Raw genomic sequence first — 14,005 nt, forward strand, 5'->3', positions numbered from 1 at the left:
TCTTAGTCTGCAGCGCTCTTAAGGCGCTCCATCATATCCGCCGCGCCATCTGTCTCAACGAGCTTCGTGTAATCGTTACTAAAGACAATGGTCTCAACCTTAACCTGGCCATCCATCCAGTCTTCCATGCACCCCTTGATGCGCCTTGCTATCTCGCTAAACACGGGCTCTTTAAGCCCCGCCTCAGTTATTATCCTGACCGCCTCATCTGTCATGACGCAGCTTAAAATGTCATCAAGAATAGGCCCGTCACCTTCTGGCAAAAGAGATCTCGTAGCCTCAGCAAGTATCTCCATCCTGCGGTCTCCATAGGCCGAGTGGGTGTTCTTAACTCCCCCTGCAACCTTAACTAGCTTACCCAGATGTCCCACAAAGAGAACTTCCTTAAACCCGGCCTCCCTTGCGTACTCCAAAGTGTCATACACAAAATTTGAGCACATAACAGCCATGTCTTCTAAGACGCCGTATGTATCAGCAAGGAACTTAAGGCCGTAGTTACCAGGAGCCATAAGGAGCACTTTGTTGCCTTCCGCTTTCCTTATGCTGATCTCTGCCTTTATGGTTGCAAGGATAGCCTCGTCACTCATAGGCTCTACGATCCCGGTGGTTCCAAGTATCGATATTCCCCCTACAATTCCTAGCTTGGGATTAAAGGTCTTTTCTGCAACAACCTGTCCCTCTGGGGCGCTTATTACAATGCTGACCTTAAGGCCTGACAGGTTCCTCTCTTTAAGCACCTCCATCACTGCCTCAGTGATCATCTTCCTTGGAACAGAATTTATGGCTGCTTCTCCGATGGGCTGGTCAAGGCCAGGTCTTGTGACCCTGCCAATGCCTTCGCCGCCGTCGATTTCAACAACGTTCTCTCCATCCGCCTGGAAATCTGCGGATTCCCCATCTGCAGCAGTCTCCGCGATGGTGACTGTGGCGTAGATCTTCATCCCATTTGTGGCGTCCGGGTCATCTCCGCCGTCCTTAACAACAGCGCAGCTCACCGCCCTAGCTGCCTCGTCCCTCGTAATATCCTCTATCTCCGCAACATACTCTATACCCTTGGGAGTGATTATCTTAACGTTCCTTACCTCTGTCCCGTCAAGGAGCATGATGAGCGCAGCCTTGGAAGCAGCTGCAGCGCAGCTACCGGTGGTGTATCCACATCTTAACTTTTTTCCGCCCTTTTCTATATAAAGCTCGCTCACTTTATAACCTTTCATCACATGTTGTAGAGAATGGAATTGCAGATTGCCGCAGCCACTGTGCTGCCGCCCTTTCTGCCAACGTTAACGATGTATGGAACGTCCATATCAAGGATCAGCTCTTTGGCCTCCACCACGTTCACAAATCCCACAGGAACTGCGATCACAGCCTCAGGCCTTAGTCCCTCTTTGTCATATAACTCTCTTATTCGCAAAAGAGCTGTGGGTGCGTTCCCAATTGCGAAAATGGTAGGAACACCGAGCCTCGCAGCTTTCTCCATGCTGACGATAGCTCTTGTGACCTGCCTCTCTTTGGCCTCAGCTGCCACGTCCTCATCTGCCATAAAGCAGTGGACCTGACCTCCGAACTTTTCCAAAGTCTTCTTGCTGATCCCGGTTAAAGCCATGTTTGTGTCAGTCACTATGTGGGCTCCGGCTCTTAGTGCATCCTTTATTTTACCTACTGCACCGTCCGAAAACCGCATAGTGTCTGCATATTCAAAGTCAGCTGTGGTGTGGATCACCCGGACAACGGTAGGCTCTACCTCAGCCGGGATCTCTTTTCCCATCTCTTTGAGCTCAGACCTGATTATCCTGAAGCTCTCTTTTTCAATTTCTGAAGGAAGAATGTTTTTTATCACCTTATGCTTTCCCTTCGATAACTCTATATATGTAGTCCATATCAAGGCTGTTTCTTACAACGACTGCAAGCTTATCCAGCTCTCTTTCCCTGTAGGTCCAAAGGTCCAAGCGGCCATCGCAGACACTGCCAATGCCCTTCTTTTTCGAAATGATATCAAGGACTTTTCCTGTAACTTCAGCGCTGTCAAAAAAGCCGTGGATGTATGTACCAAGGACGTTCCCATCGCAGATAACCTCTCCTGCCACGCCAAAGCTCTGTCCCATATGGATCTCATATCCCCTGTAGGCCACACCATTTAGAGATGCGAACTCTCCTGACGCACCGCCTAGCACGCCTTCATTCTGCACCAGGGTCTTCTCATCCATAAACACAGTCTCAACAGGAAGGAGCCCAAGGCCCTTCAGCTCAGCAGAACTTACAGCTCTATTATCTTGCCCAGCAGAAGCCCCTGCTGCCACATCTTCTCCTGTGATCCTCTGCCCCAGCATCTGGAATCCTCCGCAGATACCCACAATAAGGGAGCCCTTTTCTCTGGCTTCAAAAATAGCCTTATCAAAGCCTTTCTCCTGTAGCCATTTAAGGTCATTAGAAGTGTTCTTGGTTCCAGGCAGGATAACCATATCTGCGGCCTTAACAGCTTCCACTGAATCCGTATATATAAGCTCAGCGTCAGGAACCTTCTCAAAGATGTCAAAATCCGTGTAATTGCTGATGTAAGGCAGCCTTACAACAGCGATCCTGATAACGTTGCCTGCTCCGGCCGATCCGCCTCTTACAAATCCCCCACTAACTGCAAGCTTCTCCGAAAGAGAATCCTCCTCTTCAAGCTCAAAGTCTGCATAGGGCACAACTCCCACAAAAGGAATATCGCAGTACTCCTTAAACATGGATAGACCCGGATCAAGAAGCTTCTTATCGCCCCTGAACTTATTGATGATAAGTCCCTTAACCCTTGCTCGCTCCTGCGCACTCATCAGCTGCACTGTTCCAAGGAGCTGGGCAAAGACTCCGCCGGGATCAATGTTTCCAACAAGAAGGACCGGCGCATCCACCATCTGGGCAAAGCCCATATTTACTATGTCATTTTCCCGAAGGTTTATCTCAACAGGGCTTCCTGCCCCTTCAATGACCACAATGTCAGAGCGCTCTGAGAGCCTCTCGTAGGCTCCAAGAATTTCCGGAATGAACTCTTTCTTTTTCCCAAAATAATCTGCAGCCCTCATGTCTCCAACAGGAAGACCATTTACAATAACCTGAGAAGCGGTCTGACCTGTGGGCTTAAGAAGAATTGGATTCATGTCCGCGCTGGGTTCCATCCCTGCCGCAAAGGCCTGGAGAGCCTGGGCTCTTCCAATCTCCCTGCCATCTCTGGTGACAAAGGAGTTAAGGGCCATGTTCTGGGACTTAAAGGGCGCAACTTTATAGCCATCCTGAGCGAGAACTCTCAGGATGCCCGCCGTCAATATGCTCTTACCTGCACCGGACATGGTGCCCTGTATCATCAGGTTCCTTGCCATCTTACTCCTGTCACTTAAGTTTATAGATATAATCCGTCTTTTCCTTTTCGCCTGAAAGGACTTCACCAACACTTTGCGCTATACTTCCGCTCTTACTTGCAAGCTGATACAAGGATCCGCTCACAACATATACTTCTCCGCTCTTAACTGCCTCAAAGTCTCCAAAAGTAGAATCCATGCCCGCCAGGTCCGATAGTGACCCCGGGGCATCCTCAATAACTGCATTATAGATAAGGATATCCGCTTCCCTTGCGTACTGATAAAATGCCTCAACGCTGATGGTTACCTGGGACTGGTTGTTGTCGTCAGAAACACCCTCGGGCATAAGGTAAGTTCCGCCTGCAGCCTCGATTATCTTAACCAGGTAGTCGTTACCCTTCTTGGTGCAGATCTGGTGCCTTGTATTTACTGAGAACACCGCAACGCTCTTCCCCTTAAGGGCACCAGCGTCCACCGCTTCTACCATCTGCTTTTGCTGTAAAAAAACTTTCGCTGCCTCGTCCTCTTTTCCGGACAGCACGCCATAAACCTTGATCCACTCAAGCCTTCCAAGGATACTCTCCTCATAGCTCGACCAGTCCACAAAAGTAGGAATCCCAAGTTTTTCAAGCTTTTCGATAACCTTGGGACTATGGAGGATCATGGTATTATCAATGGCAAGATCTACGTCCTTATCCACCATCATCTCGTAGTCAGGAGCACTGTACTTTCCGCCATACAAAAGAGATCCCGCATCCATGGCATCCTTCGCAGCATCAACGTACCAGTCGTCCCTCTGGGTTCCAGAAAGCTTGATTAGATCTATTGCATCAATAGCGTCAAACTGGCACATTACCGCACTGGCAGCAAGGTAGATGCTGTCTATTGGCCTTCTCACTGCGACCAGTTCCACGTCAGGATCACCAATTGGAGAAAGCGATACTATCCCCTCTCCAAGTTCTGGCAGCCCTGAAACCGTGGTATCTTCAGGAATTATCAGGTAATACCTGCTATCCCTGACTGAGATCAGCACGTAATCTCCCTCAAGTCTGTAGATCTTAAAGCCTGTGGCATAGGTGATATCATCTGTTGAAACTATCTTTTTGCCAAGCCTCTCAGTTATAAAACCAACAATATCTTCTTCAGACTCCTCATGCTCCAAAAGGCTTTCCGCTTCATCGATAGCCGCCTCAACTTTGCTCTCCGCTTCCTCCAAGGCGCCTTCTCCACTAGCCTCAGGATCAGCTTCACCCCCATCGATCACTTCAAACTTAAGGGTATAGTCTATAAGATGCGGCGTACTCATTGCAGTAGTGTCCGCCTGAACCGACATCTCTTTTCCCAGTTTAACAGGAATGATAAACTCGGAATTTCCTTCCGAATTTACCGGTTCATATCTGACCCCATCAACCATCATAAAGTCATAATTGGGGCTACTCCATACAATATCAGCTGTTATTGTCTGCCCCGAAACAGTGACCTTACATGGGCTCTCCACGTAGGCTCTTCCGCTTCCTCCCGTAAGAGTAACAGATGCGGCATATTCCCCATCTGGAATTCTGCCGCATCCTGTAAGCATCAGAATACATATGAATGCAATTAGTAAACTGCATCTTTTAAGTACATTACTTGATCGCACTAGCTGTATGCTCCACATAAACCTTCTGGACATCTTCAATGCTTCCAAGTCCAGCAATCTGACATGTTATCTCATCAAAGGCATCTGCTGCCTCGAATCCGCTCTTCCATGAGTCATCGTCGTCACCAGCCATATCGTTGTTAGCATGGTCACCAGCAACAACCATAAGTGGACGAAGAACAACCTTCTTGTAGCCTGCTGCCTTTACTGCCTCGATGACGTTCTCAAGAGCTGTCTCTTCTGGCTCGCCCTCAACTGTTCCGATGAATACGTTTGTGTTACCAAGCTGATCCATCTGTGTCTGCATCTGAGAATATGTAACCTTAGCTGTGTGAGAAGTTCCATGTCCCATGAATACAAATGCCACGCCGTCTTTTTCTGCATCTGCAAGAGTTGCAAATCCAGCTGTCTTAACCGCCTCAGCTGTGATAGCCTCAGCAACTGCCTTCTTGTCGTCGTTGATCTCTTTAGCGTCAGCGCCAACCTTACCAAGAAGTGGCTCAGCAACTACTACCTTATCAAACTTATCCTTGTATCCCTCAAGAGTCTCCACAAGCTCATCGTACTCAGCGCCGTGCATAAGAAGTGTAGGCTGAACAACTAGCTCTTTTACCCCGTTATCAACTGCTCTCTGGAGAGCCTGGTCAACGTTGTCGATCTTCTCGCCGTCTCTTGCATTAACGTGGTTGATGATGATCTGAGCTGTGAAAGCACGTCTTACTGAATAATCAGGATAAGCTGCTGCAAGAGCCTTCTCGATTCCGCCGATATCATTAGCTCTGCTGTCATTAAAGGATGTACCAAAGCTTACAACTAAAAGCTCTTTTTCACCGATGCCATCTGCATTTAATGGATCATCCTTGCTGGCATCACCTGTGTCTCTTCCAAAGTAATCTGGATCTGCGTCGTCACCCTCAACAAGGGCCTTCTGTGTGTCTGTCAATTTATCCCATGCCTCCTTTGCCTGTGCACAGAGAGAATCTGTCTCCTCTGTCCACTTCTGAACATAGATCGCATCGATGAGCTCTGCAACTTCGTCAGCTGCTGCCTGGTCCTCGTCACCTGAAACCTCAGAAACCATAACCTTGTGGTCGTACCACTTGCCCTTTGTTCCGATAAGCGCAAGATCAAACTCCTCATCAAGAACTGGTACAGGAACGTCAAAGCCGTTAACTTCCTCAGTTGTTCCATCTTCGTAGGTAACTGTATCTGTTGTTGGCTGAAGGAGCTCTGCGCCTTCTTTCTGCGCGTCATCAGCTGTTCCAGGGAAAAGATTTACGATGTTCTTGGATGGAAGAGTGATGTGAAGTGTCATCTCTCCGTCCTTGACTGTAAGTGTTCCTCTGTCGCCGTAAGCCTCGTTGATGTGGAACATGCTGCTGTCTGTTGTGAACTTTGCTGTGTATATTCCATCTGCAAGAGCGCCCTCAGCTGGCTCTTCTGCTGGTTCTGTAGCCTCAGTAGCTTCTTCTGTAGAAGCCTCTGCAGTCTCTTCTACTGCTGCCTCCTGTGGCTTCGCAGGCGCTTCCTTCTGTCCGCATCCTGCAACAAGCGCCATTGCCATGGTTGCAGTAAGCATAATTGTGATCAGTTTCTTTTTCATAATATTTCCTCCAGTATCCTCGCCTTAAAAAAGGCTCTTTATCATGGATCCCAGGACGAAAAGCCGCACAAATAAAAAACCTCTGCTTTTTAGGCAGAGGCTGTAAACAGACATCATAAAACCGACAAAAGAGTTTCTCTCTTGCCTTAAGTCCATTCGTACAGCCAATTCCTCGTGGCCCGGTCACCCATGTACAGCGACAGGCAGGTCTCCCGACTGATCGTCTTGGCTAATTAGCCGCGCATTCTTTCCCTTCCCGGACTTCTCCAGTGGTTACGAAAGAAAACTTCCGAATCACGGTGACGAGATCGCGCAGGACTTGCACCTGCTTCCCTTTTCACCTGCATAGGACTTAAAATCCCGCAGGCACCTTCCGCTTTCTATATATGTTTACGCATATAATAGCACAACAAACCTTAATATTCCATTATCTTCTGCAGTATATCCATCTGGTCGCCGCAGTATTTCTCGTAAACACTGGCCATGGCGGTCCTGAATTTCTCTTTCTCTTCAGGAGAGAGTTCAATAGTAGTTACGCCGCTGTCCTCTGCGATCTTCTGAGAGCTCTTTTCCCTCTCCTGCCAAAGCTCCCTCTCATAGAGGGCTGACTGCCTTGCGCACTCTGTAAGGATCTGCTGGTCCTCTGCTGAGAGCTTGTCCCACACGGCCTTGGAACAGATCTGCAGCTCCGGAACTCTTGTGTGCTCATCCAAGGTGTAGTACCTTGCAACGTTGTAATGCTTCATGGCCTCGTAGGATGGCCAGTTGTTCTCAGCGCCGTCTACAAGCCCCTGCTCAAGAGCTGAGTAGACTTCCGCGTAAACGATCTTAACTGGATTCGCTCCAAGGGCTGATACCATGTCCGCCATCATGTCTGACTCCTGGACTCTTATGGTCATGCCCTTAAGATCCTCAAGGCATGTCACAGGCCTTGTGGTGTAGAAGTTTCTTGCACCTGCGTCGTACCAGGACAGTCCCACCAGGTCGTAGGTAAGAGTCTTTGACAGAAACTCATCTCCGATCTCACCATCAAGAACCCTCCACATGTGGCTTGAATCGCTGTACAGGTAAGGCACCTGCAAAACATTCATCTCCGGAACAACCTCAGCAAGCTGGGAGAGCGATACTCTGGCAAAAGCAACTCCGCCATAGCGCATCTGCTCAATTACCTGGCTTTCACTTCCAAGCTCTGCGTCGTGCTTAACAAGGATCTGTATCCTTCCATCAGTCTGCTCGTAGACCAGGTCTGCGAAGCGCTTGGCACCCTGGGTTGTGGGGTAGTCCTCTATTTGGTTCTCCGCATACAAAAGAACGTACTCAGGAGCCTCTTCATTATTCTTTTTGAAAAAAGAGAATATCCTTCCGCCGGCCAGTAGCAACACCAAAACAGCTGCAATTACCACCACAGCGTATCCCCATTTTCTGTTCATTATCCCAAAACTCCGTTTCTATATTCGCTGGGGGTCATGCCCACCATGCGCTTGAATACTCTTGTAAAGTAGTTGGCATCCCGGTATCCAGACTCGATACTTACGTCCTTAATGTTTATCTGAGGGTCAGCTAAAAGCTCTTTTGCCTTGTCCATCCTAAACTCGTTTAAGTAGGTAATAAAGTTCTTGCCAAAGTTCTGCTTAAAGAGCTTGCAGAAGTACACATCTGAATAGCCAAAGAGCCCAGCCACGTCCTGAAGGGCGATGTCTTCCTTATAGTTATTCTCAATGTATCTGGTGACTTCCCCTACAATAATATTAGAAGCGATCTCTTCGCCGTCCCTTGTTTCCTGGGCAAAAGAGATATCTGTGTCGGTACCTTCAAGGCCTTCACAGGGGTCAGCTCCTTCCTCCAGCTCTTCCTGTCTGTCCGCAAGCCTCATGGCTTCCTCGATGACATTTATGAGATCCTCATCAGAGCCTGGCTTTAACAGGTAATCCAGTGCCCTTACTTCGATAGCTCTTTTGGCATAAGTAAACTCATCAAAAGCAGTGAGGAAAATTATGCTGCATTCAGGATGCGCTTTTCTTATCTCTGAAGCTGCGTCAAGGCCGTTCATTCCTGGCATCTCGATGTCAAGGATGGCAATCTGGCAATTGTTATCCTCAAAGACGCTCACTGCCTCAATGCCATTTTCCGCCATGAAAACAGTGACCTGGTCAGGAAAGAATCCCATTATCTTTTTGTTTATGACCTGTCTCTCGATGGGCTCGTCGTCAGCCACAAGAATTCTGTACATAGTGTTCTCCTATTTACTGGCGCCTGCGTCAGTCATTTATCTCTGCTCCCTGGAGTGGAAGCTGTATCTTAATAGTGGTTCCCTTGTCCTTCTCACTGTCTATTTCAAAGCTGCTGCCTGGGTACATGGCGCGGATTCGCCTGTTGATATTACCAAGTCCGATACCTACGATATCTTCATCAAGCGATACATCTTCGCCGCCTGCAAGCTGCTTTCTGATGCTCTCAAGGGTCTGAGCGTCCATTCCGATACCTGTATCTCCAACGTCTATAAGGAGCATGTCATCCTGCTGGCGGACCTTGATAAACACCTTGCCGCCTTCAACCTTTGGAGAAATGCCGTGGATAATGGCGTTTTCCAGGATCGGCTGGAAGGTAAAGGTAGGAACGATAACTGAGTTCTCGTCGACTTCACAGTCAACCTCAAACTCTACTCGCCCACCAAATCTCATCTTCTGAAGGTACATATAATCCCTGGAAACCTTGAGCTCCTGGGACAGAAGGGCCTCTTTGGCCTGGGTCTTTAAGTTATATCTAAACAGCGAGCTTAAGGCCTCTATCATCTGCTCAGTGGTGGCAGCATCCTCAAGGTTAGCCATACCCGCTATAACATTCAATGTATTAAACAGGAAATGTGGATTGATCTGGCTCTTTAAAAGCTCAAGATTCATGGTCTCAAGCTGTTTTTCGATCTCGAGAGTCTCAAGCTCCTGGACGTGAAGCTGATCTAAGGCTTCTCTCTTTTCCTCAAGAGCCTTGATGTATTCTCCTGTTGCGAACTTCATCTTATTAAAAGCTGTTACCAGGTCTCCAATCTCGTCCTGATTCTCAACCTCAATATCTTCTATAAAGAAGTCGTTGGCCGCGATCTTCTTGGAGGAAGATGCAAGCTTAAGTACCGGCTCAGTAATGGACCTGTTCATCATCTTGGAGATCTGTATGATCACAATGAAAAGAACTATACCAAGAGCCGCCACAAGAAATGGCACATAAAGAACAAGAGGCGTCATCTTAAGGTAGCTGGCATTGCCCTCTCTCATGGTCACTTCCACAAAGCGCTGTGCGTAAAGCGATAAATAGTCCTGCATGCTGTAAACATCGTAGAGCTTATCGATATACATCTTCTCAGCCTGATAGTCCGAAACCACCTGATTCCTGTACTTGCAGTAGGTGTCATAGGATGTTCTAAGGGACTGAAGGATTGCAAATCTCTCTGGGCCAAGATGCTGATAGCTAAGAGGAACAGCGTAAATGGCATCATAGGTAGCCTGGACTGCAGCGTCCCACTCCGCCGTATCATCAGGGTCAGAGCCGTGGACATAGGTATCAAAGGCCTCTGTCTCTTTATCGATGGCGTTTACGATCATACCGCTTCCAGCGTTGTCCACCATGATGTCGTTAAAGTCCATCATGAAGAGTTTGACGATCCAGACATCGAAAAGAATAGCTGCAAGGATCGCAATAAATACGCTGACGGTGAAGTACTTTATTTTATTTTTAATGGTGAGTGTTTCCCAGAAAGTACGTATCTTTTTCATAAAGTAATAAAATAAGAGGCTGCGTTATAGTTATATCAATAATTATAGCGCCGCCTCTTTTAAAATACTATTTAAAACTAGCCTCGTATCTTGCTGCAAAGGAAGTTGTAGAACTCCTCCTTCTGGTCTCCCAGGACTCTGTTGGTAAACATATATCCGTGGCTGTCATCCGACATAACAACGATCATGTTGTTTCTCTTAATGGCATTGGCTATCCTGTTCCACTTGATATCCTCTGACTTGTCAGAAGTCTCGACATGAACTCCCTTATCATTAAAGGTAAGCTCCATGTTCTTTGGCAGGTCCTCCAGCTGTTTAACGCTCATGCCATAGGTGGCAAGAGGCTGAATAACAGGGAAAACAAGGCATCCAAAGATCATAAGTATCCGCAAAAGATCTGAAGACGTGCCAAAAAACTTTAGTGTTAACAGGATCATGGCCACTGTAAACACAATGTTGACCAAACCAATTGGTGATTTATAAGTGCGCACCATAGCCATCTTCCAGATATCAGCTGGCTTAACATCGCACATATACTTGTATTCCATAGAAAAACCTTCCAGCAAAATATTACTTATTGATCAGGTTCGGAAGGAACATACTGAGCTCAGGTATAAATGTAAGAAGCATAAGAACGGCGATCATGCAAAGATAGAATGGAAGTGTCGCCTTAACTACCTTCTCCATCTTAACCTTACCAACAGCAGATCCGATAAAGAGAACCGCACCTACAGGAGGTGTTAAAAGTCCGATACCGCAATTAAGTATGATCATTATACCAAACTGTATTGGGTTGATGCCAATTGATGTTGCGATTGGCAGAAGGATAGGTGTAGCGATCAGGATGATCGGAGCCATATCCATGATACAGCCAAGTACAAGAAGTATCAGGTTAAGTAAAAGTGCAATAAGAATTGGGTTACGTGTAAGACCGATGATAGCGTTAGCTGCAAGGTCTGGCACGTGAAGTGTTGTAAGACAGTATCCAAAGATACTTGATGTGGAGATAAGGATCATAACGATTGAAAGAGTGTCTACACACTTCTCAAGTACATTCCAAACTCCCTTGAGATCAAGTCCCTTGTAGATGAATACGCTGACAATAAGACTGTAGATAACAGCGATAGCAGCGGACTCTGTGGCAGTGAACACACCACCTACAACACCGATAACTACGATAACGATAGCAGCAAGAGCCCAGAAAGAAATACTAAGCTGCTTGAGGAACTTCTTTAAGCTAAATGGATCACCCTTTGGATAGTGACGTCTCTTGGAAATGATAAATGATCCGATCATCAGCGAAAGAGCAAGAAGTGCTCCTGGAATATATCCAGCAAGGAACAGGCTTCCTACAGATACACCACCAGCACTCATGGCATAGATAACCATGTTGTGGCTTGGAGGAACAAGAAGTCCCTCACAGGATGATGTAATTGTTACCGCTGTTGAGAAATCATCATCATATCCCTGCTCAACCATCATAGGGATAAGGATACTTCCAAGTGATGCTGTATCAGCAGCAGCTGATCCTGAAATACCACCAAAGAAGTATGATGCCACGATATTAACCATGGCCATGCCACCGGTCATCCAGCCTACGCAGGAATCAGCCAGGGCAATAAGTTTTTCTGAAATACCACCTTCACCCATGATACAGCCCATGGTAATGAAGAACGGAACAGCCATAAGAGAAAAAGAGCTGATACCTTTTACCATCTGCTGACAAACAGTATTAAGTGGAAGTCCCTGATAAAGGAGACAGAAAATAGATGAAAGTGCAACCGCGTAAGCGATCTGGAATCTTAAAAAGATCATTACAAGAAAGCTTACAAGGAGAATTGCTATGGCAGCTGTATTAGGTGTCATTATGCATCTACCTCCCTTCCTGTAAGTCTCTTGATGTGGTTGTAGATTGCCTCAAGCTCAAAGATGATCATGGCAACTCCAGCAACCGGAATTGGGAAGTACATCCAAAATCTGGAAAGCTTTGGAAGTGATACGTACACACCCTTTGCTCCCAGTGTAGTAGCGTAACGCCACCCCACTATCATCATTACAAATGCAAGTCCAAGGACAAATGCATCTGAAAGCAAATCCAAAATCTGTAATAGTTTTTTGGGTAGATATCTGTCAAGAGCAGTCATACGGATGTGGGCACCGCGTCTGATGGCCAGAGCAGCAGATAATACTGCCATATATGACATGAGAGTGAGGACAACCTCCTCACTCCATGATGGGTCTGGTACAAAAGAAACGTATCTTCCAAGTACGCTCATGCTGGTGATCAGAATGTCTGCCACCAGAAGGAGCTTACAAACAAATAAAACAACTTTGTAAGTCACATCATATGCTGGCTTGATCTTGTCCACCGTTTTGAAGAAAGAATCCATAATACCTCCGGTAATTTACAAGATAAGCTGTTATAAATCAGAGTGGTGCAAAGCACCACTCCGACCATTTTTTGTCTTTATTTCAATTTGAATTACTTACCAAGGTCAACGAGCTTCTGGTAGTAGTCCTCAAGACCCTTGATGTTCTCTTCGATAACAGGCTTAACTGCTTCCTGCCAAGGTGTGATGTCATCAACTTCGATGATTGTTACGCCATCAGCCTTAAGCTCGTCAAGAACCTCTTTCTCCTTGCTCTCTGAGATTGATCTGTTGTACTCAGAAGCTGCCTTACCTGCATCCATAAGGATCTGCTGCTGGTCAGCTGAGAGCTTGTTCCAAGCTTCGTCTGTGATAACAACCTGGATAGCACCAAGTGTGTGTCCGTCAAGGATCATGTAAGGTGCAACCTCAGGGAATGCATTTGACTTGTAGTTAGCGATAGGCTGCTCAGCACCATCAACAACACCAGTCTGAAGAGCTGAGTAAAGCTCACCAAATGATACTACTGTAGGAGAAGCGCCAAGACCTTCAACAAGACCATTCATGATAGGGTCGTTAGAAACACGAAGCTTCATGCCCTTGAATGAGTTGATATCTGTGATCTCGTTAACTGTGAAGAAATGACGGAAACCTTCCTCACCATAGTAAAGACCTCTTACGCCTGAACCGTTCTCTGAAGGCTCCTGAAGGAATTCCTGAGCAAGGTCAGATGTAGCGAATTTCCAGAAATGCTCACGGCTTGTGAAGATGTATGGAAGTGAAAGAAGCATTGACTTCTGTCCGCCGTAGCTTGTAAGAGCGAAAGCTGAGATACGTGACATATCGATTGTGCCGCCGCCACCGAGCATTGAGTCAAGTACGTCGTTCTCTGATCCAAGAACACCACTTGCCTGAAGGTCGATGATGATTGATCCGTTTGATCTAGCCTCAACTTCTTCCTTGAACTTCTGGTCTGTCATACCAACGATTGTGTCAAGAGGGTTAACCTCTGCCATAACAAGTGTGATAGCGTCTGCTGCTGGCTCTGCTGCAGGTGCTTCTGCTGCAGGTGCTTCTGCTGCTGGAGCCTCTGCTGCTGGTGCCTCAGCTGCAGGTGCTTCTGCTGGAGCTTCTGGTGCTGTAACACCACATGCTGTCATGGAAAGAACCATAGCAGCTGTTAAAACTACTGATAAAAATCTTCTCTTCATTTTTAACCTCCCTTTAGTTAAAAGAAAAAATGTTAGGACAATTTCTGTCCTTTGATAAACAGATTATAAATTGTATAAACA

12 protein-coding genes and 1 riboswitch are annotated in these 14,005 nt (G+C 46.9%); all 12 genes read right to left on the reverse strand.

The annotated features are described in order from the left end of the window. Nucleotides 1–2: 2 nt before the first annotated feature. The gene (cbiD, locus tag D6855_RS08200) at nucleotides 3–1,199 is read right to left on the reverse strand and encodes a cobalt-precorrin-5B (C(1))-methyltransferase CbiD (RefSeq protein WP_243111839.1); all 1,197 of its coding nucleotides are present in this window, start codon (nucleotides 1,197–1,199) and stop codon (nucleotides 3–5) included. 14 nt (nucleotides 1,200–1,213) lie between these two features. Further along, the gene (locus D6855_RS08205) at nucleotides 1,214–1,837 is read right to left on the reverse strand and encodes a precorrin-8X methylmutase (protein ID WP_120739901.1); all 624 of its coding nucleotides are present in this window, start codon (nucleotides 1,835–1,837) and stop codon (nucleotides 1,214–1,216) included. Nucleotide 1,838: 1 nt separating this feature from the next. Next, nucleotides 1,839–3,356, reverse strand: coding sequence for a cobyric acid synthase (locus D6855_RS08210; protein ID WP_120739903.1), 1,518 nt, complete (start codon nucleotides 3,354–3,356; stop codon nucleotides 1,839–1,841). Nucleotides 3,357–3,366: 10 nt separating this feature from the next. Next, entirely contained in the window at nucleotides 3,367–4,974 is a 1,608-nt protein-coding gene (locus tag D6855_RS08215) for an ABC transporter substrate-binding protein (RefSeq protein ID WP_158589493.1), read from the reverse strand. Further along, nucleotides 4,961–6,091 carry a sirohydrochlorin cobaltochelatase gene (locus D6855_RS08220; protein ID WP_442861348.1) on the reverse strand — a complete coding sequence of 377 codons (1,131 nt, stop codon included), beginning with the start codon at nucleotides 6,089–6,091 and terminating at the stop codon, nucleotides 4,961–4,963. The genes D6855_RS08215 and D6855_RS08220 overlap by 14 nt, the downstream gene beginning before the upstream one ends. 671 nt (nucleotides 6,092–6,762) lie before the next feature. Next, nucleotides 6,763–6,966, reverse strand: a riboswitch (cobalamin riboswitch). A 27-nt stretch (nucleotides 6,967–6,993) separates the two neighbouring features. Continuing rightward, entirely contained in the window at nucleotides 6,994–8,007 is a 1,014-nt protein-coding gene (locus tag D6855_RS08225) for a TRAP transporter substrate-binding protein (RefSeq protein WP_120739907.1), read from the reverse strand. After that, on the reverse strand, nucleotides 8,007–8,807 hold the full coding sequence (locus D6855_RS08230; RefSeq protein ID WP_120739909.1) for a response regulator transcription factor: 801 nt from the start codon (nucleotides 8,805–8,807) through the stop codon (nucleotides 8,007–8,009). The genes D6855_RS08225 and D6855_RS08230 overlap by 1 nt, the downstream gene beginning before the upstream one ends. Before the next feature lie 28 nt (nucleotides 8,808–8,835). Further along, nucleotides 8,836–10,344 carry a histidine kinase gene (locus D6855_RS08235; protein WP_120739911.1) on the reverse strand — a complete coding sequence of 503 codons (1,509 nt, stop codon included), beginning with the start codon at nucleotides 10,342–10,344 and terminating at the stop codon, nucleotides 8,836–8,838. 77 nt (nucleotides 10,345–10,421) lie between these two features. Continuing rightward, nucleotides 10,422–10,892 (reverse strand): YcxB family protein, encoded by a 471-nt coding sequence (locus D6855_RS08240; RefSeq protein WP_120739913.1) that lies wholly within the window; start codon nucleotides 10,890–10,892, stop codon nucleotides 10,422–10,424. A 22-nt stretch (nucleotides 10,893–10,914) separates the two neighbouring features. Beyond that, nucleotides 10,915–12,210, reverse strand: a complete 1,296-nt coding sequence (locus tag D6855_RS08245) for a TRAP transporter large permease (protein WP_120739915.1) — start codon at nucleotides 12,208–12,210, stop codon at nucleotides 10,915–10,917. Beyond that, nucleotides 12,210–12,734: a TRAP transporter small permease gene (locus tag D6855_RS08250; RefSeq protein ID WP_120739917.1), complete on the reverse strand. Its 525-nt coding sequence runs from the start codon at nucleotides 12,732–12,734 to the stop codon at nucleotides 12,210–12,212. Before D6855_RS08250 ends, D6855_RS08245 begins: the two co-directional genes overlap by 1 nt. A gap of 92 nt (nucleotides 12,735–12,826) precedes the next feature. Continuing rightward, nucleotides 12,827–13,924: a TRAP transporter substrate-binding protein gene (locus D6855_RS08255; RefSeq protein ID WP_120739919.1), complete on the reverse strand. Its 1,098-nt coding sequence runs from the start codon at nucleotides 13,922–13,924 to the stop codon at nucleotides 12,827–12,829. Nucleotides 13,925–14,005 lie beyond the last annotated feature (81 nt).

The organism is Butyrivibrio sp. CB08 (assembly GCF_003625485.1).
GTDB lineage: Bacteria > Bacillota > Clostridia > Lachnospirales > Lachnospiraceae > Butyrivibrio.

What these genes read in the sequence shown, in the direction of transcription:
- D6855_RS08210 (WP_120739903.1), bottom strand. Translation starts at nt 3,356, where the DNA reads ATGGCAAGGAACCTGATGATACAGGGCACCATGTCCGGTGCAGGTAAG.
- D6855_RS08225 (WP_120739907.1), bottom strand. Translation starts at nt 8,007, where the DNA reads ATGAACAGAAAATGGGGATACGCTGTGGTGGTAATTGCAGCTGTTTTG.
- D6855_RS08230 (WP_120739909.1), bottom strand. Translation starts at nt 8,807, where the DNA reads ATGTACAGAATTCTTGTGGCTGACGACGAGCCCATCGAGAGACAGGTC.
- D6855_RS08235 (WP_120739911.1), bottom strand. Translation starts at nt 10,344, where the DNA reads ATGAAAAAGATACGTACTTTCTGGGAAACACTCACCATTAAAAATAAA.
- D6855_RS08240 (WP_120739913.1), bottom strand. Translation starts at nt 10,892, where the DNA reads ATGGAATACAAGTATATGTGCGATGTTAAGCCAGCTGATATCTGGAAG.
- D6855_RS08245 (WP_120739915.1), bottom strand. Translation starts at nt 12,210, where the DNA reads ATGACACCTAATACAGCTGCCATAGCAATTCTCCTTGTAAGCTTTCTT.
- D6855_RS08250 (WP_120739917.1), bottom strand. Translation starts at nt 12,734, where the DNA reads ATGGATTCTTTCTTCAAAACGGTGGACAAGATCAAGCCAGCATATGAT.
- D6855_RS08255 (WP_120739919.1), bottom strand. Translation starts at nt 13,924, where the DNA reads ATGAAGAGAAGATTTTTATCAGTAGTTTTAACAGCTGCTATGGTTCTT.